The organism is Microbacterium sp. AC035, assembly GCF_979258485.1.
Map to the genome: position 1 here is coordinate 3,754,266 of NZ_OZ409858.1, position 25,153 is coordinate 3,779,418.

Here is a 25,153-nt window from a genome sequence, read left to right on the forward strand (position 1 = left end):
AACGGGATCTCCACCAGGACAGGGTGACGAAGGAGACGTCGTGGGAAGCGATCGTCGACGGTGGGAGTGAGCGCGAGCGCACACTTAAGTCAGTCCGAGGGGTACGGAGCGCCACAAGTGGATCATCACCATGATTCCCCCGACGACGGGTGAGATTCGCCACCAAGTGCCAGCCACACCCGTTCCCGAGCTTCTGCAATGTCGAGCGGCCGACCTGCAAGCTTCTCTAGCAGCTCGACAAGATCCCATGAGACCAGGTGCCCGAAGCGTGCGGAGTAAAAGCCCACGCGATGTATGAGATATGAGTCCGAGTAGTCGAACAACGCGTAGGCGACAACCTGATACAGATCACTGAGTTTGAGGCAGTCGGAACGCCCGCCTGGCCGCGAAACCTTTGCGCCGAGACTCGTCTTGAAGTCAAGAAGGAAGCCGTTGGCGATCACATCGGCGTCAGCTGCGCACAGTTCCGATCCGTCAAATGTTGGTCCGAGCGTATACGGCCCCTGAAGGTGAGGCAGCAGCTCTGTGCTGGCGACCTCGGCAAGCTCACGCAACTGCCGAATGGCGTCGTGCGGGGCAAGCTCAATCAGGTGCATGGCATAGAGGGCTCGGTCATCCCGGAGCCGGCGCAGGGGTGATCCGTGCATCATCCCGACTCGATAGACCTCGGTGAGCAGAGCGAGTGCCCAGGACGCGCGATACACGGTTGTTCGATCTCCGATCACGCGCGCCACTTGTGCGGAGACGATCACTGCATCGATGTTGGCCACTGCATCCGCGTCGTCGATGAAGGCGGCTCGAGCGAGTCGTGCGTCGAAGTCCGGCGACAGCTCAAAGCGCATCACGTAGTCGAAAGCTGCGCCAAGCGTGCCTGGATTCGAGGAACCGCCCTCTACGAGAAGACGAGGCTTCGAAGCGCGATACTCCGCCTGCACCTGCCGTGTTTGGGGGAGCAGCTCGTTCAGCAGCAGGCGCAGCGGCGAGCTCTTATCGCCTATTGCCGCAGTGAGGTTCGTGTACTCATAGTCGGTCATCGTTTCGTTCCTTTTCCTAGTCGCTGAGCTGGTGCAGGAGCTTGTCCAGTGCACCGTTCGCGCGCACTGCGGCATCCGACCGCGCTCGGCTGTATTTCTCGGTCACTTGCATAGACGAGTGCCCGAGGATCGCTTGCACGTCGTTCGCCGCTGCTCCCGCATCGAATAGAAGCGTCGCGAGCGTGTGTCGAAGATCATGAACTCGGAGATCCGGGCGATCCAAACGGGCGCGAAGCGCTTCCCATCCGACCGCACGTCGGACGTTGGATGTGTTCATCCGTCCACCGTTCGGCCCCGTGAAGACAAGGTCATTTCGGCCGCGCCCTTCGAGGCGGCGGATGATCACCGGGCGCAGAGCGGATGGCAGCGGAACAGTGCGTTCCTTGTGGCTCTTCGGCGTCTGCTCGACGACTCTGCCGCCGCCTGCCGGGGAGAAGCTTCGCCGAACATGAATCACCGCACGCTCGAGATCCACATCGCTCACGCGCAAGGCGCTTGCCTCACCTGCTCGCATGCCGGTGTAGACCAGGGCGGCAAGGTAGTCCCGGTGAGGCTCGCTCTCAACAAAGTCCAGCATGATCGTCACCTCGGCCACGGTCAGCGCTCGTGAACGGACACCAACGGGCCGCTCTTGACGAGGTCGCCGCGCCAGCCGAACGGGATTGGTCGCGATGATGCCGGCACGCGCTGCGCCTTCCAGAAGTCGGCTGAGCACCGCGAGAGCATCGTTACGCGTCGATGCAGTTCCGGTCCAACCGGTGATCGAGTCGTCAACGTCAGCGACTCCGATCGACTCGAGCTTTCGGTGCCCGAGCCACGGCTGCACGCGAAGTCGCCAGCCTCGTTCGTACGCTGCTTCTGTTGCGGGCCGGACCCCTTCGATCAGCGTCGCCCAGTGGCGTGCCTTCCAAGTGTTGAGAGTCATCCCGCCCTCAGCTCGAACACTCAGCCGGGCCTCGCTGCGAAGTCGCTTGGCTTCAGCGAGAGTGGCCACGAGGAAGCTGCGCTCTCGCTGCTCGCCGTTGATCCCGAGCGTCCAGACTCGAACCTGATACTTGTTTCGATCCGCGCGATAGCGGATACCGTCAGGGAGAGCTCTCCTCGTCTTCGGATCGAGCCGCTCGCTACCGGAGGACATGGGTGCCACCGGAGTCGAGGAACGCTTCGATCGTCGATGCCTTCCAGAGCATGTGCTTGCCCATGTGTGCGTCCGGGAACGGCACGCGGGCTTGCCTCCGCAACGAGTCGAAGGTCGACAAAGGCACCCGGCAACGCGCAGCCACCTCACGTCGCGTTAGGTACTTGTCCAGCTCGACAGATTCATCTACGTCTCGTTCATCAACGAGCTCAACGGATTCACGCATCCTTCTCTCCTTCTTTCGTCTCGAAACGCACCCGACGTGCATCCCGCCATTCGCGTGCGGCCCTTGCCGCCTCCACCGCGAGGGCACGGTCGCCGTCAGTGCGCCAACCCATCCCCGCGAAACTCCAGGAGCCGATGACCAGGACCTCGTCAACGTCGTGTCCTTCGGCCCGTGCCCGCTCGATAACCCGATCCAGACGCCAACGCCTTCGGGCTCCGCGCAGTGATCCGAGCGTGACGGAGTACCGCCGCGACTTGGAGGAGAAGTGCCCACGAAAACCGAGCATGTGAGACCACTTCTCCAACAGTGCGAACGGGCTCCCTGCTCCGCTTTCTGTAGCGATAAGTTCTGCGGTTGCCTTGATGCGGCGGATGTGTGCACGCGCGCCGCTACCGCCATCCAGGTCCTCTGTTGCCTTAGTCGCGTACTTGGCGATGTAGGCAGCCACTGCGCGATCCGACAGCGCGCCATCAAGGCCTTCTCGTCGGACAATCGGTTGGACGTCGAGCTGCGCGCCCCAGCGAAGAACTCGTGTTGTCAGCTCTTGACCGACGATCGGCGCTTCCAACAAGACCCGGTCGGCTGCATCTCTGACCGCGGCAGAGAGATGGGCCTCAGTCACCTCGCTCGGCGTCAATGGAAATCCTTCGGTCTCGCTGACGCCGTCGAGTCGAATAATCGCGTCACAGTACTTTGCCCCTGTACTTAACGCAAGTACTTTGCGACACGAGATCCCGTAGTCTCATCTGGTGGGCAAGAATCTGAATCAGTTACAGATACCGACGGCGGTCGTCGGGCTGCTCTCCAACCTGTCCAGGGTCGCCACTGATCCGATCTCGAACTTCGAGCAAGCTCTCCCGCCGCGATGGACGCCCGTAGCGACAGACCTGCCCGAGGACGACACTGAGGCGTGGCTTTACCGGGTCGCAGGCGTGAGTACCGAGCTTGCGGATCGGTCCTCTGACATCCGGGCGCTGCTCACCGCATACAGTCAGGCGGTAGCTGACCCGCGGCCAGAGCTCTCTGCTCTTGCGAAGTGGCAGCGCGTGTCGCCCAGTGCCCTGCGCCACCGCTATAACGAGCAGCACGTGCAGGCAGTCCGGGAGCTTCTCAAGCCGGAACCGCTCATCGATATCGTTCTCGAGCCTTTCATCTCGGTAGTCGACAGTGACTTCCGAGGGATCACGCCCGCGATGGACGAGCAGCTGAAGGTCCGCGAGCAGATGCGCAAGATCGTGTCCGAGGAGTTCATTGCGCTCTTCGGGCAGGACGCTCCGAAGCAGCTTGGCTTTGTCCGCAACCCGGCAGACGAGCGCATCACTCGCCCCATCGATGACTTGTCGTCGTTCATGTCGACGGCGCTGAAGCGTCGCGACCCAAAGCTCCTGACCGTGTTTGATGCGTGGCACGAGCGGTTCGCTGCTCGCCCAGTCAAGCCCGAGGACGTCAAAGCGACGGCTACGCGAGTCAGGCGGTCGACAAGGTGAGCCGATCTGTGAGAACTTTCTTTACTCGTTCAAGGCCGGCCTCCGGCCGGGCAATCGGACCGGGACGTCGCCCCTGCGGTGCGTGCGGTCCTCGCTCCGCTGCGGTCCGCGCGCTCCTCAGGGCAACACCCCGGCGAAGTGGAAGGGTGCTGTAAATGGCTACGTTCTCGGAGGATGAACTCGCGAAGTTCTCCCAAGCCGTTCACTTGCTACGTCTGTATAGACGAGCGGAGATGGAGTCCGCGGACGGCCGAGACCTAATTCAAGAACTGTACGTGGATCCGCTACCCCGCGACCACGTGCTCGAGCAGATGCGTCGGCCAGCAACGACGTTGATCATCGGGCGGAAGGGCACTGGCAAGTCCACGGTCTTTCTCCGAGCGCGTCAAAGCCTCCTCGGGGACAAGAAGATCGTTGCTGCATACGTGGATATCAAGACGGTGTATGAGTCTGCGGCAGTCCCAGTCGCTACATCTAACCGGATGGGCGACGCCCCCGGGGCGCTGAGCGATGACGCGCTAAGCAGCCTCTTACTCTCGACAGCCTTCCTCCGCGCAGTCGTAGAGGGGATCCGCGACGACCTAAGAAGTCAGTTGAAAGCTTCTTGGAAGAGTCGGTTTAGCGAGATGTTCACCGGAAGCTACGCCGACCTCGAGAGCAAGCTCGACGAGTTCCTCGGCACCTTGGACAACCCCGAGTTTGTCAATGTTCAGGGCGTGCGGTCGCCACAGATTCGCACACGAGCACAATCAGAGGATGCGACTGCGGTCAAAGCCAGTGCTGGTGCAAACGAAAAAGGTGTAGGAGTTTCGTTCGGTGCTGAGTCTTCGCATTCGGACCTCGCTGAAAGAACGACTGACTACTCAGACACTCTGCTGAGAACCATTGACGTGAAGCGTCTCATCACTAGCCTGAAGGCGCTAATCACTCCACTCGGATTCAAACACCTCTATATCTTCCTTGACGACTTCTCGGAATTGCCCGAGTCCGCGATGAGGACGGTCGTGGACGCGCTCATCGCTCCATTGAATAACTGGTCCGAGGAGCTCATAAAGTTTAAGATTGCTGCATATCCGGGGCGCGTGTACTACGGCGCATTGGACAAGTCCAAGATCGATGAGATCGCTCTTGATCTCCACAGTATCTATGGTTCAGTTCCCGTGGGGACGATGGAAGAGAAGTCCAGCCACTTTACTCGCCGCCTTCTCGAGGTGCGGCTCAATCATTTCCAGTTAAGTGCGAGCAAGTTCATCGATGGGACCAAGGATGACTCAATTTGGGAAGTGCTCTTCCAGTCGTCGATGGGTAACCCGCGGACTCTCGGGTACATTCTCTACTTTGCCTACGAGTCTCATCTGATTTACGGTCGAAAGATCAACGCGACAGCGATTCGGGATGCTGCGAGAAGGTACTACGAAGACAAGATCGAGCCATATTTCAACATGGGCGCGTTCCTTCATGAGTCGTTCGGCGAGAGATCCACAATCTTCAGCCTCAAAGAACTTCTGGAGTCGATAGTTGCCCGGGCGCGAGAACTTCGCTCCAAAGAAGACTCGAGTGTGTTCCGCTCCATTGAGGGCAGGCCTCCGACGAGCCATTTCAATATTGACCCCGCGTTTGATTCTCTTCTTTCCACGCTTGAGTTGAACTTCTTCATTACTAAGTACTTTGAAATGAGCAATCGGGACGGCAAGCGAGTTTCGATTTACGCATTGAACCTTGGATTGTGTGAAAAGTACACGATCGCTTTCGGTCGTCCAAAGGATCAGCGCGAGTTCCGCCTGTACTTCGTGGAACGAGTCTTCGACTACAATCCGATTCTCCAGGCGTACGTTTCGACCAACCAAGAAATTCGGTGCGACGCGTGCGAGACTGTTTTTGAGCCCACCGATCTTGAGTTCCTAAAGCGGTTCCACATGCGCTGCCCCGCCTGTGGTCAGGGCAGTTGCGTCGTTACCAACATCGCAAAGAAGTATGCGGACCTAGTGGGCAACGTGTCGAGCGAGCAACTCTTGCCCGCTACGGAGCTCGGGATCCTTCGAAGCCTTGATTCGGAAAGTAAACCTCTATTGGCCGGAGATATCGCGGGCGAACTCGACGTTTCCTATCAACTCATCGGACGGCGGGCAAAGAATCTTGACGAGCAGAATTTGATCGACCGACGGCCAATTGGGGGGAACCGGCGCGAATACCTCCTGACCGAGAACGCACGCGACGTCTATTTCAGCGGCAGATCTTCCTGGAGTCTCCAACTCGATGAGCCAGGCACGGCAGCTAGCGGAGAAAGTTTGCCCTCAAATCCGCGGACTGAAGAGGTAAACGAGACTTAGGCGCGCGCCGAGTGAGTGTGCCGGTTCTGTGCCGGTAGCTCTGCTGAAACCACCCTCAACCAGTCGAGACCAACGATGACAACATCCGCGGAATCACGCGGCCATCGGTGACCAGCGAGCACCCGTCAGCCCACAGCATCTAACTCATAATCGTGAGGTCGCGGGTTCAAGCCCCGCTCCTGCTACAGATGAAAACCCCCGGGATTCCCGGGGGTTTTTGCGTATTCGGCGGGTTGCATGGAGCTGTGGCGGCAGGGGGTGTGCCAGTTTGTGCCGGACGCGGCTCGAGGTGAATGATCGCTACCCCCAGTCGGTGGCTGCGCGATAGACTTGAGATGCGGCGGGCAGTAGCCCTCGGAGCCTGGCAGTCTTCCGGACGGTAGACGAGCCAGGCTCACGTGTTTCTAGAGTCGGATGACCCGTGAATCGACGATCGCGTCGACCCGACGGATCCAGTCGCCGCCGTGGGAATAGCACCAAGCGACGGCGTCACTCACCCAGAGCAGCGGATGCTCGTGAGGCGCGACGTGTCGGTACTGCAATTCTGATGATCCGACGCGACGGATCACTTCCGCGATCAGTCGACGGTCCGCTCGCTCAAGAGATTCGTCTCGTTCGATGATCAGTAGTTCGGCACCGCTCTTGACCGCCTCCGCAACAAGTGCGCCGAGAGACAGCGGTCGAGCCTCTTTGTCAGGTCTACGTTTCACAATCCAGACGGAGACACGCACATCGAGCGCACACATGCTCGAGAGGATCTGTCGTCGCCGGCTGTCGCTTTCGCTCTTGAAGTGGATGCGCCGCTGGCCTGGCTTGAGAAGGTCGCGCAGGGCTCGCTCGGACCGGCGTAGGTCTCCGATAGCAGTTGCGGTTGCCGCAACGTAGTATCCGCGCGCCTTGGACTCGTCGACATAGACGCGGTCGGCTGGGCGGAAGGTCACGGGTCAACCGTAGACTCAGGCTCGGACGTGCAAGCGGGTGCGAGACTATCGCAGTCATCCAGGGGATGGTGGAGCTGTGGGAACTTTCATTACTTGTTCAGGCGAGCGATGAGCTGCGCATACATGTACATATCCCGCGGCTGACCGTCGATCCTCCGCCAGGCTTTGAGAAGACCCTCGCGCTCGTAGCCTGCGCTCTCGGCCACGCGCCAGGAGCCTTCGTTGGCCGGCTCCACATAGAGCTCGAGACGGTCGAGGCGTTCGAGAGTCGATGCCCAGGACGTCAGGGTCGCGAGAGCGTCGGCTGCATAACCGCGTCGGCGCTGGGATGCAGCGACCCAGTAGCCGATGCTCGCACGCGTGCTGCTGACGGGGAAGAGGCCGATGTGGCCGACCGCCCCGTCATCGAGGTCTGCGATCGCGAACGCGTACCCCGCGCCCGACTCGAGCCTCTGATGCTGACGATGGATGAATGCCAGGGCGGCGGTCTCGTCGGACGTCCGCGGGACCGTGGTCACGAGCGGGATGAGCGTGTCGCGCGATGCCTCCTGGACCAGGGCGGCGTCCGTGTCGCGCCATGCGCGGAGCCGCACATGTGTGCCGGAAAGGGTCGGAAGGACGAGAGGGACATCGCTCATGATCTGATGGTCGCATGGCGCCCTTCCGATCGAACGCGGCGCGGCGCGGGGGATGTCAAGGGGATGCCGTCTCCGAGCTCGTCTCAGTCACACTGATGGTCCGATACCCCGGACGATAGGAGCGATCATGTCAGACCCCCAGGCAGGACCCGACGAAGGTGCCGAGATCGACGCGACGGGCGTGGACGCCGACTTCGTGACGAACGACCCGGATCCCGAGATCGACCCCGCGACTCCGGGCGAGGATCAGAAGGCCGACGGCGACAACGCCGACCACCCCGACGAGCTCGAGGTCGGCGACCTCCCCTGACCTCGCAGCGAAAACGGGCCCGCTCCTCGATGTGAGGAGCGGGCCCGTGTTCTGTGGGAGCGACGTCAGCGAGCGCTCGGCGGCGCGTCGCTCTCGACCGCGACGCGGCCCTCGCCATCCGGTCCGGCAGCGCTCCGGATGACCGTGCCTCTCTGCTCGGCTTCCAGGCGCTCGGCCTCCTCGCCGCTGATGGCCTCGCCCCGGGCGACGAGCCCGGCCTGATCCGACAGCGGGATCTGCTTGAGGAACAGCGACAGCACCAGCGCGAGAACGATGAACGGCACGAGGAACCAGAACACCGGTGCGAGAGCATCCGCGTAGGCCGTGACGATTCCATCTCGCACCTCATCCGGAAGCGCGTTGAGCGTCGCCGGGTCGATCGTCGACGCGGCCTGCGACGCATCTTCCGGCGATGCGCCGGCATCGGCGAAGACGCCGAGCAGGTTCTCGGTCAGACGCGTGGTGAAGATGGTGCCGAACACTGCGGTGCCGAGCGACGCTCCGACCTCGCGGAAGTAGTTGTTCGTGCTCGTCGCGGTGCCGATCTCGCCGGCGGGGACGGCGTTCTGCACGACCAGGACGACGACCTGCATGATCAGGCCGAGCCCGGCGCCGAACACGAACAGGAAGGTGCAGATCAGCCAGATCGGCGTCTCGGCGGAGAGGGTGGTCATCGACACCATCGCGATGCCGGTGAGGATCGTGCCGACGATCGGATAGACCTTGTACTTCCCGGTCTTCGAGATCGCGATGCCCGAGAAGATCGAGGTGCCGATCAGTCCCACCATCATCGGGATCATCAGCAGACCGGATGCGGCGGCTGATGTGCCGGACGACATCTGCAGGAATGTGGGCACGAACCCGATCGCCGCGAACATGCCGATGCCGAGCACGAGTCCGATCGCGGTCGCGTTGACGAAGATCGGATTGCGGAACAGGCTCAGCGGGATGATCGGGTCCTGCACCTTGGCCTCGGTGAGGACGAAAGCTGTCGCGGCGACGATGAGCCCGGCGCCCCACGCCCAGGTCGCGAGGGAATCCCAGCCGAACTCCTTGTCCCCTCCGAAATCGGTGAAGAAGATCAGGCAGGTGGTCGCGATCGACAGGAAGATCACGCCGAAGATGTCGATCGGCTTCTCTGCCTTCTTGCTCGGCAGCTTCAGCGCCACGAGGGCGATGATGAAGGCGGCGATGCCGACCGGGATGTTGATGTAGAACGCCCACTGCCACGTCATGTGGTCGACGAAGAAGCCGCCGAGGAGCGGGCCGGCGACGGCGGACAGACCGAACACGGCGCCGAGCGGGCCCATGTACTTGCCGCGCTCGTTCGCGGGGACGATGTCGGCGATGATCGCCTGAGAAAGGATCATCAACCCTCCGCCACCGAGCCCCTGCAGGGCGCGGAACGTGACGAACATCCAGAAGTCGGTCGCGAAGGCGCAGCCGACCGAGGCGAGTGTGAACAGGGCGATCGCGACGAGGAAGAGGTTGCGGCGGCCGAGGACGTCGCCGAATTTGCCGTAGATGGGCATGACGATGGTCGTCGCCAGTAGGTAGGCGGTGGTGATCCAGACCTGGTGGTCGACGCCCCCGAGCTGTCCGACGATGGTCGGCATGGCGGTCGAGACGATCGTCTGGTCGAGGCTCGAGAGCAGCATCCCAGCGATCAGGGCGCTGAAGATGATCCAGATGCGCCGCTTCGTGAGCAGGAAGGGGGCATCCTTGGTGGCAGTGGCGGACATTCAGTCGGCTTTCTGTGACGGTGCGAACACGGTGCGAGCGATCTCGAGCCGGCGGCTGACGAGGTCGCTGAAGGAATCGGTCGAGTGGTGGTGCAGCAACTGGTCCATGCACAGGCGCACCAGCGCGCCGACCGAATGGACGAGGACCTCGGCGCGCAGCTCGGCATCGTCGCCCTCGCCGGTGCGCTGCACGATGATCGTCATGTCACGCCGCTCGTTCTTCGCGATCTGCTCGAACACCGCTTTGAGCAGTCGAGGCTCCTGCTCGATCACCGCGAAGAGGGCAGGAGCGTCATCGAGCGGATTGAAGAGCTCGAAGCGGGCGATCGTGAGCCGGATGAAGTCGTCGAGCAGGTCGCCGTTCTGCCTGGCGAACTCCGCCTCCAGCTTCTCCTGCCGCGGGTCGACCGCGGCGAAGCCGAAGACCGCGTTCTCCTTGCTCTCGAAGTAGTTGAAGAACGTCCTCCGCGATACACCGACCTCGGCGCAGAGTTCTTCGACCGTGAACCCGGCGAATCCCTGCTCGGCCGTCAGGCGTCGGGCGGCGTCGGTCAGAGCGCGCGACGTCTCGCGCTTGCGCTGGTCTCGCAGTGAATCTGCACTCTCACTCATAGAGTGCAATATTGCACTTCAAACCTAAGAGTGCACTGTGAGTGCTGCTCATTTCGTGGCCGATCCGTAACACTTACGAAACACGCCGTATCGTATCGTTGGGCCATGGCATCCGATCAGACCGAGAAGTCCGGCCGTCCCACCGATGAGGACCTGACGCGACGCATCCTGGAGAGCGCCGGCGAACTCCTTGGTCGGCGCGGATATCAGGCGCTCAGCGTCGAGCAGGTCGCCAAGGCCGTCGGCTGCGGCAAGACCGCGATCTACCGCCGATACGCCGACAAAGGCGCGCTCGTCGCCGCCGTCCTGCGGTCCCAGGTCGAGATCGGGGCGATGCCCGACCTGGGGAGCGTCCGCGCCGATCTGCTCGAACACGTGCTGCAGAACCAGCGCAACCAGGAGATCTCTCCCGAGCAGAGCCACGGGCTGCGCGCCATGTTCGAGCCCGATGTCTTCCCCACTCTGTGGGACTCCTTCTTCCAGCACCGCCGTCGGCAGGGCGTCGAGATCATCGATCGCGCCATCGCCCGAGGCGAACTCCCGGAGGACGTCCACCACGACATCCTCCTCGACACGATCGCCGGGCTCACCCTGTACCGGCAGTCCGTCAAGCGCATACACATCGATCAGCGCCACTACGTCGACATCATCGACGCTCTCGTCAGCACCCCGCCGCGTCGCCTTGCAGACGCCGATGAACAGGCCTCCCCTTGACCACTGACACTCCACCCCTCACCCGATCACTGCCGAACGTGAGCGCCCGCGCGGTCGTCGGCTTCCTCGTCTTCTGCGAACTCGCCAGCGGATTCGTCCAGGGGTTCTACGCCCCTCTACTGGGCGAGATCGCCGGCCATCTGCGGGTCTCCGACTCCGACATCACATGGTTCCTCACTGTCCAGACACTGGCCGCGGCCGTGTGCGTGCCTCTGCTCTCCAAGCTCGGAGACATCTTCGGGCATCGTCGGATGCTGCGGATCGCCGTGGTCGCGGTGCTCATCGGCACGCTGGTCACCGCATTCCTGCCGAGCTACCCCCTGGTGCTCGCCGCTCGCATCCTGGTGGGACCGCTCGCCGTCTGGCTGCCCCTCGAGATCGCCCTCGTGCACAACCGCATCAAGGGCGAGACGGCGCGCACCTCGATCGGCCTGCTCGTCTCCTGCCTCACGGGAGGCGCGATCCTCGGAACGATCTCGGCCGGAGTGTTCTCGGCTCTGCTGCCGACCCTGACCCTGACCCTGCTCGTGCCCGTGCTGTTCGTCGCGATCAGCGTCTACGCGGTGTTCTTCAAGGTCCCGGAGTCCACGACCCGGACGGGCGCGAAGATCGACGTCGTCGGCTTCATCGGCATCGGCCTCGCGATGGTTCTGCTGCTGTTCGGCCTCCGTCTCGCATCCAGCGAGGGGTTCGGCTCCGCGTCGACCATCGTCACGCTCGCCGCCGCAGCCGTGATCTTCGTGCTGTGGGTGCTGTGGGAGCTGCGCGTGGCTTCTCCGGCCATCGACGTGCGACTGATCGTCTCGCCCCGTCTCGGCCCCGTGTACCTGACGGCGTTCCTCTTCGGCATGGTCATGTTCGGTGCGCAGGCGCCGTCGACCACCTTCCTCACAGCCGATCCGGACGTGTCCGGGTACGGCTTCGCGGCGACGGCTGGCACGGCTTCGGCGGTCACGGCGGTCGTGACGATCCTCGCCACGGTCGGGGCGGCGACGTTCGCGCCGATCGCCCGTCGGATCGGCATTCGAGCGGTCCTCGTCACGGGCGCGGTGCTCGCGGCATCCGGATCTCTCATCCAGATCGCGTTCCACGATGAGCTCTGGCAGATCTTCGTGATCTCAGCGATCAACGGCATCGGCATGGGGTTCCTCCTCGGAGCGCTCCCCGCGCTCGTCGCCGAACTGGCTCCGAGCGACTCGACCGGCATCGCGACCGGCGTGTACAACTCGCTGCGTACCCTCGGAGGCTCCGCGGCCGGTGCGGTGTTCGCGGTGTTGCTCGCGGGATTCACGGCGTCCGGATCCCTCAGCTCGTCGATCGGCGGCTACATCACGATCTGGAGCGTCTGCGCGGGCGCCTTCATCCTCGCCGCCCTCGCCCTCGCCTTCATGCGGATGCCGCGCGAGACCGACTCCTCCCTCACGAAAGGCTGACCCTTGAGCACCCCAGATTTCGCAGCGGATGCCGTCGCGATCCTGCCCGACCTGGTATCCCTGCGCCGTGCCCTGCATGCCGACCCCGAGCTCGGCCTCGACCTCCCTCGCACGCAGCAGAAGGTGCTCGATGCACTCGGCGGTCTGCCGCTGGAGATCACCACCGGCACCCGCACCACCTCGGTGGTGGCGGTTCTGCGCGGAGGGCTGCCGGGGCCCGCAGTGCTGCTGCGCGGCGACATGGACGCCCTGCCGATCGACGAGACGACAGGCCTCGACTTCGCGTCCGTCAACGGCAACATGCATGCGTGCGGTCACGACCTGCACACGGCCGGACTCGTCGGAGCGGCGAAGCTGCTCGCTGCCCGGCGGGATGAGCTGCGCGGCTCGGTCATCTTCATGTTCCAGCCCGGAGAAGAAGGGCACGGGGGAGCGAAGGTCATGATCGAGGAGGGTCTACTCGAGGCTGCGGGTGAGCGCCCGGTCGCCGCCTACGCGATCCATGTCGCCCCTGGACCCCGCGGGGTCTTCGCGACCAGGAGCGGAGCGGTGGCGGCCGGGTCGAACCAGCTCTTCGTGACCGTGCAGGGGAGGGGCGGGCACGGATCGCAGCCGCACCAGACGCTCGACCCGGTTCCCGCAGCGGCCGAGATCGTTCTGGCGCTGCAGAGCTTCGTCACGCGCCGCTTCGACGCGTTCGACCCCGTCGTGCTGTCGGTGACTCGGCTCTCGACCGGAGACGGCGCGGTCAACGTCATCCCCGAGCAGGTCGAGCTGGCGGCGACCGTCCGCAACATGTCGCCCGCCTCGCTCGCGATCCTCCAGGAGGGTCTTCCCCGCGTGATCGACGGGGTCGCGGCCGCTCACGGTCTCACGGCCGACATCCGCTTCGACACGATGTACCCGGTGACCGTGAACGACCCGGCGGAGACGAGCGAGACGGTCGATGTGCTGCAGGGTGTCTTCGGCGAGCAGCGCGTCGTCATCATGCCGACGCCCATGATGGGGTCGGAGGACTTCGCCTTCGTCCTCGATGAGGTGCCCGGCACGTTCATCGCGTTGATGACGTCGCCTCCCGATGCCGACCCGAAGACCATCGAATGGAATCATTCGCCACGGGTGGTGTTCGACGATGCAGTGCTCGGTGACCAGGCCGCCGCCCTCGCAGCGGTCGCGTTCGCACGCACCGCGCGCTGAGCCCCATCTCGAAGAAGGCCGTTCCCTTGCGGGGGAGCGGCCTTCTTCACGAATTCAGACCAATCTGTGACGAATCGTTCGTAGCATCCGTCTTAGTGGTGTCGCTGCACCGCGACCCGCCCGGTGAGGGCGGAACACACTGACGAAGGAGCACCCGATGACGAACGTCTCGAACGCACAGCAGCCCAAGGCCCAGGTCGCCCCGGCAGGTTCCACCGTCGCCTCGACAGGTGCGACGATCATCGAGAACGGCGTGGTCGCGAAGATCGCCGGCATCGCGGCTCGCGAGGTGCCAGGCGTCTACGCTCTCGGTGGCGGAGCCGCGCGCGCGGTCGGCGCCATCCGCGACGCCCTCAACTCCACGGACCTCACCCAGGGGGTCAGCGTCGAGGTCGGCGAGACCCAGGTCGCGGTCGATGTGACGATCGTCGCCGAGTACCCGGCGTCGCTGCAGAAGGTCGCAGACGACGTGCGTGCGGCGATCTCCGTCGCGATGAGCGAGTTCGTCGGCAAGCAGGCTGTCGAGGTCAACGTCACCATCAACGATGTGCACATCCCGTCTGACGACGACTCGAACGACGACGCGGTCGCTGCAGATGACGGCAGCGCGGAGACACGTGTCCTGTGACCCATCGAGATGCGAACGATCGATCGGATCAGCATCTCGTGACCTCGCGATCGGATCGTCGATCCGATCCGATCGGGGGTCCGCTCCGAATCCGTTCGGGGGCATGGAAAAGGGAGTCGACGCATGGCTGGGGAACGATTTCGCTCTGCACTCGAGCAGGCTGACGATCGGATCGTCGCCGGTCGGGCGATGGACGGCGACGTCGCCGCCTTCGCGGTGCTGGTGCGCAGGTACTCGCCGATGATGCGCGCGTACACGCAGCGGATGCTGAACGCCTCGGCCGATGTCGACGACATCGTTCAGGAGACGTTCGTGACCGCATGGCAGCGGTTCTCCGAGCTCGACGACCCGGGCAAGGTCAAGAGCTGGCTGATGCGCATCGTGAGCCGCAAGGCTGTGGACCGCATCCGCGCGCTGCGACCGATGGTCGACGTGGATGACGTGGAACAGGCCGCGCCGGCGCAGGGTGCGCCTGCACGCATCGTCGAGGCCCGCGCGGGTATCGAGGCGCTGGGAGCCGCGCTGCAGGAGCTTCCGGCGGCCCAGCGCGAGTGCTGGGTGCTCAGAGAGATGGGCGGGTACTCGTACGACGAGATCGCGGCCGAGCTCGACATCTCGGTGTCGACGGCCCGCGGTCTTCTCGCGAGAGCCCGAAAGTTCATGATCGTGCGAATGGAGGCCTGGCGATGACCGATGATCAGGCGACCCCCGACGTCCGTCAGCTCGGACTCGAGCCGAGTGATCTCGATGGACACACGCTCGAAGAGCTGAGTGACTATCTCGACGCAGGCAGGCTTCCTGCAGACCCGTCGATCGAAGGCTCGCCCGGATGCCAGCTCGCGCTCGACGCGCTCGAGCGGCTTCGCGGTCTGGGCGGCCAGCTGATCGAAGCGGACGCCGCGGCAAGCCCGGAGGTCGACGACAGCTGGGTCGACCGCATCCTCTCGGGGATCGCGCTGGATGCTCGTGCAGGACGCCGCATCCCCTTCGCCGAGCCCGACCCGTCGGTCGACTTCGGCATCACAGAGGGTGCGGTTCGAGGACTCATCCGCTCGGCGGAGAATGCCGTACCGGGCATCCTGGTCGGGCGCTCGACTCTCGACGGAGACGTCACCGTCGTGGGTGAGCCGATCCGCATCTCGATCGAGGTCAACGCCGTCTACGGCGAATCGATCCCGACGGCGGTTGCACGGCTTCGCGCCGAGGTCGCAGAGCGTCTGCGCCGGCAGACGGACCTCACTGTGACGTCGATCGATGTCACGGTGCGGGACATCCAGCGGATCAGCAGTGCGGCGGAGGAGGCCTCATGAGCACCACAGCCCTACCGGGACTCGCCGAGCGGATCGAGACGGCGGTGTTGGCGACGCCCGGCGTGCGCAGCGTCTACCGGGCAGGCTCGTTGGTGTCGAACCTCGTCGGAGAGGGGGCCGCAGCGATCGGCATCAGCCGGATCGACGAGCCTCTCGTGGCGGTGCGGATCTCAGACGAGAGCGCCTCGGTCGAGGCATCTCTCGGCGTCGAATACTCGGCCAGCGCTCTCGAGCTGCTTCGAGATGTCCGCGCGGCCATCGGCAAGGTCCTCGCGGAAGACGGTCTGGGGACCGTCGAGATCGTGCTCACGATCGCGTATGTCCATCCTCGGGAGGCAGCGTCGGACTGAGTCCGCGTGAGCACGCGAGGGGGCCGATCTTGGGTGAAGATCGGCCCCCTTCGTCAGGTGAACGTCCGGTGATCAGGCGATCGAGCGAAGGCCTTCGGCGAGGGGGGTGGTCGGCCGCCCGATGAGACGGGCCAGCGTGCCGTCGGTGTCGGCGAGGGCGCCTGCGGCGATGCCCGCGTCGAGAGCGACGACGAATCCTGCCGTGCCCTCGTCGAGACCGGCTGCCTGCAGACCCGCGAGCTGCTCGTCAGCGGTCAGCGGCTTGTACTCGACGTCGCGACCCGTGACCTCGGCGATGGCCCCGGCGAGGTCGGTGTAGTTCCACGCGACATCGCCGCCGAGCTCGTACACCTGGCCGATATGGCCGTCCTCGAGCAGGACGACGGCTGCGGCTTCGGCGAAGTCCTTGCGGCTGGCTGACGCGACGCGTCCGTCTCCGGCGCCGGAGGCGAGCACACCCGTCTCGGCTGCGCGGGCGACGTCGGCGGCGTAGTTCTCGGTGTACCAGTTGTTGCGCAGGATCACCGCGGGGAGACCCGACGCCGCGATGAGCTCTTCGGTCGCCTTGTGCTCGGGGGCGAGCACGAGGTCGCTCGTCGTCGCCTTGGGGGCGCTCGTGTAGACGAACTTCGTGACTCCGGCGGCCTTGGCCGCGTCGATGACGGCCTGGTGCTGCGCGACGCGCTGCCCGACCTCCGACCCCGAGACCAGGAGCACCGAGTCGACGCCGTCGAGCGCCGCGGCGATCGACGAGGGATCGGTGTAGTCCAGACGCGCTGCTCGCACGCCGAGGTCCTCGGCCTTGGCGACGTCGCGCGCGCCGGCGATGATCGACTGCGGGTCGGCGCCTCGCTCGAGGAGGCTGGCGATGACGAGGCGTCCGAGGTTGCCGGTCGCGCCGGTGACGAGGATGGTCATGGGGTGTCCTTTCGTAGGTGACATGAGCGACAACCTCGCCATCGGTGCCAAACATTCCAGGCTGTGGGTACCCACTTTGAAGTAAGGTACGTACATGACGGTTAGTTATGCGCAGATCCGGGAAGCGACCCCGCAGATCTTCGAACCCGGGTGCAGCACTCGAGTGATACTCGACCACGTGATGAGCAAGTGGGGCGTGCTGGTGCTCTCCTCGCTCTCCGACGGCACTCGTCGCTGGGGCGAACTGCGCCGCGAGGTCGGCGGCATCAGCGAGAAGATGCTCGCCTCCACCCTGCGCACCCTGGCGGACGACGGGCTCGTGCGCCGCGAATCCTTCCCGACGGTGCCGCCGCATGTCGAGTACAGCCTGACGCCGCTCGGTCGCGATCTCATGGAGCGCATGCTGCCGCTCGTCGAGTGGGTCGCCGACCATGCCGATGGAATGATCGATCGCGATTAGCTCGACGGAATTCGTCGTAGAGGAATACCCCTCGCCACGGAATCCGTCGGTGTAAGAAAAGGATTGACGCGATATACGTGGTGGCCGTATGTTCTGAGCATGTCAGCTACGACGCCGATCCATCTCGAACGCCCCGACGGCAAGGGGCTCGCCGCAGGCACACTCGGTCTGTGGGGCTCCACCGTGATCGGCCTGGCCTCGACGGCCCCCGTGTACTCGCTGGTGGCGACGCTCGGCTACGTGGTGCTGGCCGTCGGCGCACAGGCGCCGATCGCCTTCATCATCGCGTTCGTGCCGATGCTGTTGATCGCCTTCGCCTACCGTGAGCTGAACAACGCGGTCCCCGACTGCGGCACGACGTTCACGTGGGGGACGAAGGCGTTCGGCCCGTGGGTGGGCTGGATGGGCGGCTGGGGTGTCGCGGTCGCCGGCATGGTCGTGCTCGCCAACCTGGCCCAGATCGCGTCGGTCTACTTCTGGTCGCTGATCGGGTTCGATCTCGAGAACGACGACTGGCGGATCGTTCTCGTCGCGGTGCTGTTCATCGCCGCGATGACCTGGGTCAGCTGGCGCGGCGTCGAAATCGGCGAGCGCATCCAGAACGTTCTGCTGGGCATCCAGTACCTCGCACTGGCGATCTTCGTCGTCGCCGCTCTCTGGCAGTTCTTCGCCGGGACCGCGCCGAACCCGACGCCGTTCGAGATGGAGTGGCTGAACCCGTTCGCGTTCACCAGCTGGCCCGGCTTCACCGAATCGATCCTGCTCGCTCTCTTCATCTACTGGGGCTGGGACACCTGCCTCGCGCTCAACGAGGAGACCAAGGATCCCAAGAGGATCCCCGGCCGCGCAGCGCTGCTGACGACCGTCATCCTTCTCGTCACCTACGTCGGTGTCACGATCGCCGCGATGATGTACGCCGGTCTCGGGGCTGAGGGCACCGGGCTCGGCAACGAGGCCAACGCCGACGACTTCTTCCTGGCGATCAAGGACGGGCTGCTCGGCCCGTTCGGCTGGGTGCTCGTGGTCGCAGTCGTGCTCTCGGCCATCTCCTCGACGCAGACCACGATCCTCCCCACCGCTCGCGGCACTCTCGCGATGGGCGTGTACCGGGCTCTGCCGGCCAAGTTCAAGGACGTGCACCCGACCTACAAGACGCCGTCGTTCTCGACCATCGTCATGGGGGTCGTGGCCGTCGCCTACTACATCGGCATGACCCTGATCAGCGACGACATCCTCCAGGACTCGATCCTGTCGCTCGGTCTGGCGATCGCGTTCTACTACGCCATCACCGGATTCGCCTGCGCCTGGTACTTCCGCAAGGACCTCACCCGCTCGGCTCGCGAGTTCTTCTTCAAGGGGCTGTTCCCCGTGCTGGGCGCGGCGATGCTCACCTGGGCCTTCGTGCAGTCGGCGATCGACATGTGGGACGTGGACTACGGCTACACGGTCCTCTTCGGGATCGGCGGCACCTTCGTGATCGGCATCGGAGCGCTCGCCTTCGGCCTCGTCCTCATGTTCATCTGGTATCTGTTCCCGCGGTCGAAGAGGTTCTTCCGCGGCGAGAGCCTCAACCGCGATACCCAGGTGATGGTGCCCGACGAGCCGGGCCTGATCCGCTCGATCGACGGTGGCATCTGAGCTCCGGCATCCGGTGAGAGCCGGATCGCGTGCGGCCACGCCCTAGGCTTTATCCGTGCGCATCCGGCTCGACATCGCCTATGACGGCACCCACTTCCGCGGGTGGGCGAAGCAGCCGACCCTGCGAACGGTGCAGGGGACGCTCGAGGCGGCGCTCGCGCGCATCGTCGGCTCCGACGTGCAGTTCGTCGTCGCCGGGCGCACGGATGCCGGGGTGCACGCTCTGGGCCAGGTGGCGCACGTCGACCTCGACGAGGCGCAGTGGTCGCGCATCGAGTCGCGTCAGGGCCGTGCGCCGCAGGATCCGGCGGCGTCGATCGCGCGGCGCATACGCGGTGTGCTCGGGGCCTACCCCGACGCGACGGTCACGCGCTCCTCGATCGCTCCTGAGGGCTTCGACGCCCGCTTCTCGGCGGTCTGGCGACGTTATCGATATCGGCTCGCCGACTCGACCTCCGGGTACGACCCTCTTCGGCGCCACGACACGACCGCGCATCGGGGTGTTCTCGACGGACAGGCGATGGATGCCGCCGCGCGGACCCTCATCGGCCTCCATGACTTCGCCGCATACTGCAAGCCTCGCGAGGAGGCCACGACCATCCGGACCCTCCTCGACTACGGATGGTCGCGAGACTCGGAGGGCGTGCTCGTCGCCGAGGTGAAGGCCGACGCGTTCTGCCACAGCATGGTTCGGGCACTGGTGGGCGCGTGCGTCGCCGTGGGCGAGGGCCGTCTCGATGTCGACGACCTGGTCGTGCTGCGCGACGCACTCACCCGCACCAGCGAGTTCAAGGTGCTGGCGGCCAGGGGGCTGACGCTCACCGAGGTCGGATACCCCGCGGATGAGCTCCTGTCGACCAGAGCGGAGCAGACGCGCGCTCGCCGCGACGGCACGAGCGCATGACTCGGCGGGGACGATTTCCTGCAGGCCGAGGGGGCGACGCTGCTGAACCGTATGCTGATATTACGGAGGCCATCTTCACACTGCGGCGGGGGACTGTGACGGAGCGGATCGGCGAACAGGGCGGCACATTCGCGGCTGCGCTCCGGGCGGCGATCTCCGACCGGGGAATCACCCTCGCGCGCCTGCGGGACCAGCTGATCGATGACGGCAACCCGGTATCCATGGCGACGCTGAGCTACTGGCGTTCCGGTGATCGGCAGCCCGAAGGGCCGCAGTCGTTGAGCGTCGTCGACGGCATCGAGGACCGCCTCGGTCTGCATCGAGGCCATCTCGGGGGCCTGCTGATCCCGACTTCGCGTCTGGGACCCATCGCACCTCCGCGGCTTCCCTTCGACGAGGAGCGCGAACAGCGGGAGACCGAGGAGACCCTGCGAGAGCTGCGTGCGGCTCCGCAGGACGCGCTCCGCGACCTCTCGACCCACATGACGGTGTTCGTCGGCGCCGACGGCGCGGTGGAGAAGACGATCATGCGCTCGCTCGTGCAGGCGACGAGAGGCACGATCACCGAGGTGCCCCTCATCGACGTGGCACCGATCGAGACCGATGTGATGTCCGTGATCTCCGATGTCGTCGGCGGGAGGATCGATCGAGAGCATCTGCACCGGGGCCGGCTCGTGTCCGGCGTGGTCATCGCGCTCGACGAGCCGATCACCACCGGCGGAACGACGCTGTTCGAGTTCACCGAGACCTTCCCGCCCGGATATCCGCCCCGGCAGTCGGCCTGGCATGCGACGTCGAGATCGGCTCGCGAGAGCCTCATCTGGGTGCGCTTCCATCCCGACGCACTCCCCAGCTGGTGCGAGGAGTACATCGAGACGGACGAGGAGTACGTGTCGTCGATGCGCTCCGTGCGCAGCGGATCCGTCCACCTCGCCAGGCACGGATTCGGCCCTGGCGTGATGGGGATCCGATGGGGATACGACGCCTGACTCCGGGCAGCGATGTTCAGGCGTCGCGGAGGATCCGCACAGTGGTCCGGGCGCTGAAAAACAGACTCTCGACCGGCACGCACTCGTCGGCGGAGTGGAACTGCCCGTAGACATCGAAGTCCTCCGGCACACGCAGCGGGACGAAGCCGTAGCCGTCGACGCCCAGTCGAGCGAAGTGCTTGTTGTCCGTCGAAGCGGGCAGCAGATAGGGGACGACGACGCCGGCAGGGTCTTCCGCGCGGATCGCTTCGGAGATCACATCCTGAAACGGAGTGTCGAGAGGAGAGTCGATGGGGGAGAGCCAGGCCGACCAGGTGACCTCGACGTCGGGGCCGGCGAGGCGGGCCACCTGCGCGCGAAGGTCGTCCTCCCGCTCCGGCAACGCGCGGAGGTCGAGAGAGGCGCGCGCCGTCGCCGGGATGATGTTGCTCTTGTCGCCTGCGCGGAGCACGGTCGGAGCCACAGTCTGGCGGGCGGATGCCGCGATCACTCGCCCGACGAATCCCAGATCCTCGAGCTGTTCGTCGAGGTCGTCGTCGGTGAAGGACACTCCGCGGTGCTCGCCGAACACCTCGAGGAACCGCTCCAGCGCGGGCGTGCGCACGACGGGGAAGCGGTGCTCGCCGATACGGGCGACCGCGGCCGCCAGGCGCGTCACAGGGTCTGTCGGTCGGGGGCGTGAGGCATGACCGGCCTCGCCTCGCGCCGTGACCGTGGCCCCGCCGACGCCCTTCTCGGCGGTGGCCAGCAGGTAGGCCCTGCGCCCCTCCGCGAGCGGCACCGAGAAGCCGCCGACCTCGCTGATCGCCTGCGTGGCACCGACGAGCAGATCGGGGCGGTTGTCGACGATCCAGGACGCGCCCCATCGGCCCCCTGCCTCCTCATCGGCGAGAAAGGCGAAGATCAGATCTCGGCGCGGGCGGATGCCGGAGCGTGCGAACTCGCGCGCTGCGGCCAGGATCACTCCCGCGAAGTTCTTCATGTCCACCGCGCCCCTGCCGTACAGCAGACCGCCGTCGATCTCGCCTCCGAACGGATCATGAGCCCAGTCGCGGGCATCGACGGGGACGACGTCGAGGTGGGCGTGCACGATGAGCGCCCCGGCGTCGGGATCACTGCCCTCGATGCGGGCGATGACGCTGCCGCGTCCGGGAACGGGCTCGACGAAGGTGGTCGCGATGCCGGCATCCTCGAGCCGCTCCTGCACGAGACGAGCGGCTCGCGTCTCGCCGTCGCCGATGGTCTCCGGCTCGCCCGTGTTGACGCTGTCGATGCGGATCAGTGCTCGGACGAAGTCGAGAGCCTCGTCCTCCAGCAGGCTGCGGGTCACCCCTCTCACGGTAGTGATCCGGACGCCATGCACTGCCTTCGTATTACGCGAGATGACCCCGATTACGCGGGGTTACCGCGGCCACGGGCCCCGAGCGCCGGGCGTGCTTCACTCTCGTCTTGTGAATGACTCCCGTGTGAAGAACAAGATCCTGTCCGTTCTCGGTGTGCTCGCCGCCGGCGCCCTGACCCTGTCGATGGCCGCCTGCTCCGGTGCTGCCGAGCCCGCATCGGGCAGCAGCGCTGACGACGCCGAGAGCAGCAAGATCGTGATCGGCGCTGACGACGGCACCGAGGCGCACTGGACGATCCTCAAGGACAAGCTGGCCGAGGAGGGCATCGAGCTCGAGGTCCGCACCATCAGCGACGGCGTGCAGCTGAACCAGGGTGTGCAGGACGGCGAGCTGGACGTCAACCTCTTCCAGCACCTCATCTTCCTCTCGCAGTTCAACGTGAACAACGGCGGCACCCTGGTGCCGATCGGCGCCACCGCGGTCTACCCGCTCGCGATCTACTCCGAGGAGTACAAGAGCGTCGAGGAGCTTCCCGAGGGCGCGACCGTCGCGGTTCCGAACAACCCGACCAACCTGGCCCGCGCGCTGCTGAACCTCCAGCGCGCCGGTCTCGTCGAACTCGAGGACGGCGGCGACAGCCTCTCCACACCCGATGACATCGTCTCGAGCACCGTCGAAGTGCTCCCGGTCGACGCGAACCAGACGGTGACCGCTCTGAAGGACGGCAGCGCACAGGCTGCGATCGTCAACAACACGCAGGCGCAGAAGGGCGGTCTCGGCGACGAGCTCATCATCTTCAAGGAAGACCTCGACGACCCCGAGCTCGCCCCGTACATCAACGCCTTCGTCGTTCGTGACGATCAGAAGGACGACCCGCGCTGGGCCACGCTGCTCGAGGCGTACCACAGCGCCGAGGTCGAGGAATCGGTGACCGAGCTCAACCAGGGCAACCTGCAGTTCAAGGGCGACTGGAGCGCGGAGGACCTCCAGTCCGAGCTCTCCGACCTCGAAGACCAGCTGCGCGACTCGCAGTGACGAGCGACGGCGGACCCATGACGGTGATCAGTTTCGACGGGGTGTCCAAAGGATTCCCCGCCACCCGGCGGGGGTCCGCCGTCTCCGCGCTCGAGGACGTCGACCTGCAGGTCGAGCGCGGATCGATCGTGGGAGTGATCGGCTACTCGGGCGCGGGAAAATCCACCCTCGTGCGGCTGGTCAACGGCCTGGAGAAGCCATCCGCCGGAGTCGTCGACGTGCTCGGCGTGGACGTCGGCTCGGCGTCGGCGAGCGAACTGCGGGGCCTCCGCGGGCGGATCGGAATGATCTTCCAGCAGTTCAACCTGTTCAACTCCCGCACCGTGCGCGGCAACGTGGCGTACCCGCTCAAGGCGGCAGGGTGGAAGAAGCAGGACATCGGCCCGAGGGTCGCAGAGCTGCTCGACTTCGTCGGGATCGGCGACAAGGCGCACAGCTATCCGCGGGCGCTCTCGGGCGGGCAGAAGCAGCGAGTCGGCATCGCGAGGGCGATCGCCGCGAACCCCGAGCTGCTGCTGGCCGACGAGGCGACGAGCGCACTCGATCCTCAGACCACGGGGGAGGTGCTCGCTCTCCTCCGCCGGATCAACCGCACGCTCGGCATCACGATCGTGGTGATCACCCACCAGATCTCCGTCGTCCACGAGCTGTGCGACCAGGTGATCGTGATGGACGGAGGCAAGGTCGTCGACGGCGGCGACACCTATCGGGTGTTCGCGCATCCGCGAGCGGCGCTGACCGAACGCTTCGTCGCGGCCGTCACCCAGGGGGTGCCGACCGGCGACACCCTCGACGCGCTCCTGGTCGGCGGCGGATCGCTGATCAGCGCCGACGTCAACGAGTTCACCAGCGAGCACGCCGCCGAGGTCTTCGAGCACCACGGCGTGCGGCACACCGTGGTGTTCGGCGGGGTCACCGACATCCGGGGTCGCCAACTCGGCACCCTCACCTACCGGGTGCACGCCGCCGACGACGTGCTCGCCGCCGTCGTGGCAGAACTCTCCACCCGCACGAGAGCGCAGCTGCTCCGGCCGTCGGATGCGGCTCCCACCCGCGGAACGGAGGTGGCCTCGTGAACCACGTGCACACCGCCACCGACTGGGGCAGCCTGACCCCGGTGCTGCTGCAGTCGATCCAGGAGACCGTCTACATGGTCGCCGTGACGCTGGTGATCGGCGGTGCAGCCGGCCTGCTGATCGGCGCGGTGCTCTACGCCACGCGCCCGGGCAATCTGTTCGCCAACAGGGCCGTGTTCGGGGTGCTGAATCTGCTGATCAACGTCATCCGCCCCATCCCGTTCATCATCTTCCTCACTGCGGTCGGACCCGTCACGAAGGCGGTCGCCGGAACGACGCTCGGCACCCAGGCGGCCATCGTGCCGATGACGATCATGGCCGCGGTCGTGATCGGCAGGGTCGTCGAGCAGAACCTCGTCGCGGTCGATCCGGGGATCGTCGAGGCGGCTCTCGCGATCGGGGCCAAGCGGTTCGCGATCCTCTTCGGGCTCGTGATCCCCGAAGCGCTGGCTCCGCTGATCCTCGGATACACGTTCATGTTCATCGCGGTCGTGGACATGTCTGCGATGGCGGGCTACATCGGGGGCGGCGGCCTCGGCAACTTCGCGATCATCTACGGATATCAGCAGTTCAACCAGGAGGCGACCTGGGTCACCGTGGCGATCATCATCGTGATCGTCCAGATCGGACAGCTCTTCGGCAACTGGCTCGCCCAGCGCGTGCTGCGCCGCTAGCGGAACACAGGCGTTCACTGCAAGTG

General features: G+C 65.1%; 26 protein-coding genes. 17 read left to right on the top strand and 9 right to left on the bottom strand.

Annotated elements, in window-relative coordinates:
* Positions 1-125: 125 nt before the first annotated feature.
* The 3 genes from ACZ0AA_RS18000 to ACZ0AA_RS18010 form a co-directional block, all read right to left on the bottom strand.
* Entirely contained in the window at positions 126-1,034 is a 909-nt protein-coding gene (locus ACZ0AA_RS18000; RefSeq protein WP_463513770.1) for a hypothetical protein, read from the bottom strand.
* A gap of 16 nt (positions 1,035-1,050) precedes the next feature.
* Positions 1,051-2,172: a tyrosine-type recombinase/integrase gene (locus ACZ0AA_RS18005; protein ID WP_463513771.1), complete on the bottom strand. Its 1,122-nt coding sequence runs from the start codon at positions 2,170-2,172 to the stop codon at positions 1,051-1,053.
* A 218-nt stretch (positions 2,173-2,390) separates the two neighbouring features.
* Entirely contained in the window at positions 2,391-3,131 is a 741-nt protein-coding gene (locus ACZ0AA_RS18010) for a replication initiator (RefSeq protein WP_463513859.1), read from the bottom strand.
* 16 nt (positions 3,132-3,147) lie between these two features.
* On the opposite strand from ACZ0AA_RS18010, the gene ACZ0AA_RS18015 reads away from it, so the two are divergent.
* Positions 3,148-3,885: a hypothetical protein gene (locus ACZ0AA_RS18015; RefSeq protein WP_463513772.1), complete on the top strand. Its 738-nt coding sequence runs from the start codon at positions 3,148-3,150 to the stop codon at positions 3,883-3,885.
* A 155-nt stretch (positions 3,886-4,040) separates the two neighbouring features.
* Entirely contained in the window at positions 4,041-6,215 is a 2,175-nt protein-coding gene (locus tag ACZ0AA_RS18020) for a hypothetical protein (protein WP_463513773.1), read from the top strand.
* Positions 6,216-6,619: 404 nt separating this feature from the next.
* Here the strand turns inward: ACZ0AA_RS18020 and ACZ0AA_RS18025 are convergent, their stop codons facing one another.
* Both ACZ0AA_RS18025 and ACZ0AA_RS18030 read right to left on the bottom strand, forming a co-directional pair.
* Positions 6,620-7,156: an NUDIX hydrolase gene (locus ACZ0AA_RS18025; protein WP_463513774.1), complete on the bottom strand. Its 537-nt coding sequence runs from the start codon at positions 7,154-7,156 to the stop codon at positions 6,620-6,622.
* Positions 7,157-7,245: 89 nt separating this feature from the next.
* Positions 7,246-7,794, bottom strand: a complete 549-nt coding sequence (locus tag ACZ0AA_RS18030; protein ID WP_463513775.1) for a GNAT family N-acetyltransferase — start codon at positions 7,792-7,794, stop codon at positions 7,246-7,248.
* 127 nt (positions 7,795-7,921) lie between these two features.
* Here ACZ0AA_RS18030 and ACZ0AA_RS18035 point away from each other — a divergent pair, with 127 nt between their 5' ends.
* Entirely contained in the window at positions 7,922-8,104 is a 183-nt protein-coding gene (locus tag ACZ0AA_RS18035; RefSeq protein ID WP_056375780.1) for a hypothetical protein, read from the top strand.
* 65 nt (positions 8,105-8,169) lie between these two features.
* Here ACZ0AA_RS18035 and ACZ0AA_RS18040 read toward each other — a convergent pair whose 3' ends face one another.
* Positions 8,170-9,846, bottom strand: a complete 1,677-nt coding sequence (locus tag ACZ0AA_RS18040) for an MDR family MFS transporter (RefSeq protein ID WP_463513776.1) — start codon at positions 9,844-9,846, stop codon at positions 8,170-8,172.
* Positions 9,847-10,458 carry a TetR/AcrR family transcriptional regulator gene (locus tag ACZ0AA_RS18045; RefSeq protein ID WP_400861927.1) on the bottom strand — a complete coding sequence of 204 codons (612 nt, stop codon included), beginning with the start codon at positions 10,456-10,458 and terminating at the stop codon, positions 9,847-9,849.
* Positions 10,459-10,563: 105 nt separating this feature from the next.
* Between ACZ0AA_RS18045 and ACZ0AA_RS18050 the strand changes: the two genes are divergently transcribed.
* The 7 genes from ACZ0AA_RS18050 to ACZ0AA_RS18080 all read left to right on the top strand — a co-directional run bounded on the left by ACZ0AA_RS18050 (position 10,564) and on the right by ACZ0AA_RS18080 (position 16,090).
* Positions 10,564-11,172, top strand: coding sequence for a TetR/AcrR family transcriptional regulator (locus ACZ0AA_RS18050; protein ID WP_463513777.1), 609 nt, complete (start codon positions 10,564-10,566; stop codon positions 11,170-11,172).
* A gap of 38 nt (positions 11,173-11,210) precedes the next feature.
* On the top strand, positions 11,211-12,605 hold the full coding sequence (locus ACZ0AA_RS18055; RefSeq protein WP_463513778.1) for an MFS transporter: 1,395 nt from the start codon (positions 11,211-11,213) through the stop codon (positions 12,603-12,605).
* 3 nt (positions 12,606-12,608) lie between these two features.
* Positions 12,609-13,802 carry a M20 metallopeptidase family protein gene (locus ACZ0AA_RS18060; RefSeq protein ID WP_463513779.1) on the top strand — a complete coding sequence of 398 codons (1,194 nt, stop codon included), beginning with the start codon at positions 12,609-12,611 and terminating at the stop codon, positions 13,800-13,802.
* Positions 13,803-13,959: 157 nt separating this feature from the next.
* A complete protein-coding gene (locus ACZ0AA_RS18065) occupies positions 13,960-14,430 on the top strand; it encodes an Asp23/Gls24 family envelope stress response protein (protein ID WP_400861920.1) in 471 nt (156 codons plus the stop codon).
* A gap of 123 nt (positions 14,431-14,553) precedes the next feature.
* Positions 14,554-15,120, top strand: coding sequence for an RNA polymerase sigma factor (locus ACZ0AA_RS18070; protein WP_463513780.1), 567 nt, complete (start codon positions 14,554-14,556; stop codon positions 15,118-15,120).
* On the top strand, positions 15,117-15,740 hold the full coding sequence (locus ACZ0AA_RS18075) for an Asp23/Gls24 family envelope stress response protein (protein ID WP_463513781.1): 624 nt from the start codon (positions 15,117-15,119) through the stop codon (positions 15,738-15,740). Before ACZ0AA_RS18070 ends, ACZ0AA_RS18075 begins: the two co-directional genes overlap by 4 nt.
* Positions 15,737-16,090 (top strand): hypothetical protein, encoded by a 354-nt coding sequence (locus tag ACZ0AA_RS18080; protein WP_463513782.1) that lies wholly within the window; start codon positions 15,737-15,739, stop codon positions 16,088-16,090. Before ACZ0AA_RS18075 ends, ACZ0AA_RS18080 begins: the two co-directional genes overlap by 4 nt.
* 72 nt (positions 16,091-16,162) lie before the next feature.
* Here the strand turns inward: ACZ0AA_RS18080 and ACZ0AA_RS18085 are convergent, their stop codons facing one another.
* On the bottom strand, positions 16,163-17,008 hold the full coding sequence (locus ACZ0AA_RS18085) for an SDR family oxidoreductase (RefSeq protein WP_463513783.1): 846 nt from the start codon (positions 17,006-17,008) through the stop codon (positions 16,163-16,165).
* 94 nt (positions 17,009-17,102) lie between these two features.
* On the opposite strand from ACZ0AA_RS18085, the gene ACZ0AA_RS18090 reads away from it, so the two are divergent.
* The 4 genes from ACZ0AA_RS18090 (at position 17,103) to ACZ0AA_RS18105 (ending at position 20,999) form a co-directional block, all read left to right on the top strand.
* On the top strand, positions 17,103-17,468 hold the full coding sequence (locus ACZ0AA_RS18090; protein WP_290159738.1) for a winged helix-turn-helix transcriptional regulator: 366 nt from the start codon (positions 17,103-17,105) through the stop codon (positions 17,466-17,468).
* Positions 17,469-17,567: 99 nt separating this feature from the next.
* On the top strand, positions 17,568-19,106 hold the full coding sequence (locus ACZ0AA_RS18095) for an APC family permease (protein WP_400861913.1): 1,539 nt from the start codon (positions 17,568-17,570) through the stop codon (positions 19,104-19,106).
* A gap of 55 nt (positions 19,107-19,161) precedes the next feature.
* Entirely contained in the window at positions 19,162-20,010 is an 849-nt protein-coding gene (truA, locus tag ACZ0AA_RS18100) for a tRNA pseudouridine(38-40) synthase TruA (protein WP_463513784.1), read from the top strand.
* A 95-nt stretch (positions 20,011-20,105) separates the two neighbouring features.
* Positions 20,106-20,999 (top strand): hypothetical protein, encoded by an 894-nt coding sequence (locus ACZ0AA_RS18105; protein WP_463513785.1) that lies wholly within the window; start codon positions 20,106-20,108, stop codon positions 20,997-20,999.
* Positions 21,000-21,015: 16 nt separating this feature from the next.
* Here the strand turns inward: ACZ0AA_RS18105 and ACZ0AA_RS18110 are convergent, their stop codons facing one another.
* The gene (locus ACZ0AA_RS18110) at positions 21,016-22,329 is read right to left on the bottom strand and encodes a M20/M25/M40 family metallo-hydrolase (RefSeq protein ID WP_400861907.1); all 1,314 of its coding nucleotides are present in this window, start codon (positions 22,327-22,329) and stop codon (positions 21,016-21,018) included.
* Positions 22,330-22,450: 121 nt separating this feature from the next.
* On the opposite strand from ACZ0AA_RS18110, the gene ACZ0AA_RS18115 reads away from it, so the two are divergent.
* The 3 genes from ACZ0AA_RS18115 (at position 22,451) to ACZ0AA_RS18125 (ending at position 25,127) form a co-directional block, all read left to right on the top strand.
* Positions 22,451-23,377 (top strand): MetQ/NlpA family ABC transporter substrate-binding protein, encoded by a 927-nt coding sequence (locus ACZ0AA_RS18115; protein ID WP_463513786.1) that lies wholly within the window; start codon positions 22,451-22,453, stop codon positions 23,375-23,377.
* A gap of 17 nt (positions 23,378-23,394) precedes the next feature.
* Positions 23,395-24,453, top strand: coding sequence for a methionine ABC transporter ATP-binding protein (locus tag ACZ0AA_RS18120; protein WP_463513787.1), 1,059 nt, complete (start codon positions 23,395-23,397; stop codon positions 24,451-24,453).
* A 74-nt stretch (positions 24,454-24,527) separates the two neighbouring features.
* Positions 24,528-25,127, top strand: a complete 600-nt coding sequence (locus tag ACZ0AA_RS18125; RefSeq protein WP_400864668.1) for a methionine ABC transporter permease — start codon at positions 24,528-24,530, stop codon at positions 25,125-25,127.
* The last annotated feature ends 26 nt before the right edge of the window (positions 25,128-25,153 follow it).

Excerpts from the sequence above, each read along its gene's own strand:
- ACZ0AA_RS18000 (WP_463513770.1), bottom strand. The coding sequence starts at position 1,034 with ATGACCGACTATGAGTACACGAACCTCACTGCGGCAATAGGCGATAAG.
- ACZ0AA_RS18005 (WP_463513771.1), bottom strand. The coding sequence starts at position 2,172 with ATGTCCTCCGGTAGCGAGCGGCTCGATCCGAAGACGAGGAGAGCTCTC.
- ACZ0AA_RS18020 (WP_463513773.1), top strand. The coding sequence starts at position 4,041 with ATGGCTACGTTCTCGGAGGATGAACTCGCGAAGTTCTCCCAAGCCGTT.
- ACZ0AA_RS18030 (WP_463513775.1), bottom strand. The coding sequence starts at position 7,794 with ATGAGCGATGTCCCTCTCGTCCTTCCGACCCTTTCCGGCACACATGTG.
- ACZ0AA_RS18035 (WP_056375780.1), top strand. The coding sequence starts at position 7,922 with ATGTCAGACCCCCAGGCAGGACCCGACGAAGGTGCCGAGATCGACGCG.
- ACZ0AA_RS18040 (WP_463513776.1), bottom strand. The coding sequence starts at position 9,846 with ATGTCCGCCACTGCCACCAAGGATGCCCCCTTCCTGCTCACGAAGCGG.
- ACZ0AA_RS18045 (WP_400861927.1), bottom strand. The coding sequence starts at position 10,458 with ATGAGTGAGAGTGCAGATTCACTGCGAGACCAGCGCAAGCGCGAGACG.
- ACZ0AA_RS18050 (WP_463513777.1), top strand. The coding sequence starts at position 10,564 with ATGGCATCCGATCAGACCGAGAAGTCCGGCCGTCCCACCGATGAGGAC.
- ACZ0AA_RS18065 (WP_400861920.1), top strand. The coding sequence starts at position 13,960 with ATGACGAACGTCTCGAACGCACAGCAGCCCAAGGCCCAGGTCGCCCCG.
- ACZ0AA_RS18070 (WP_463513780.1), top strand. The coding sequence starts at position 14,554 with ATGGCTGGGGAACGATTTCGCTCTGCACTCGAGCAGGCTGACGATCGG.
- ACZ0AA_RS18075 (WP_463513781.1), top strand. The coding sequence starts at position 15,117 with ATGACCGATGATCAGGCGACCCCCGACGTCCGTCAGCTCGGACTCGAG.
- ACZ0AA_RS18080 (WP_463513782.1), top strand. The coding sequence starts at position 15,737 with ATGAGCACCACAGCCCTACCGGGACTCGCCGAGCGGATCGAGACGGCG.
- ACZ0AA_RS18085 (WP_463513783.1), bottom strand. The coding sequence starts at position 17,008 with ATGACCATCCTCGTCACCGGCGCGACCGGCAACCTCGGACGCCTCGTC.
- ACZ0AA_RS18090 (WP_290159738.1), top strand. The coding sequence starts at position 17,103 with ATGACGGTTAGTTATGCGCAGATCCGGGAAGCGACCCCGCAGATCTTC.
- ACZ0AA_RS18095 (WP_400861913.1), top strand. The coding sequence starts at position 17,568 with ATGTCAGCTACGACGCCGATCCATCTCGAACGCCCCGACGGCAAGGGG.
- ACZ0AA_RS18120 (WP_463513787.1), top strand. The coding sequence starts at position 23,395 with ATGACGGTGATCAGTTTCGACGGGGTGTCCAAAGGATTCCCCGCCACC.
- ACZ0AA_RS18125 (WP_400864668.1), top strand. The coding sequence starts at position 24,528 with ATGGTCGCCGTGACGCTGGTGATCGGCGGTGCAGCCGGCCTGCTGATC.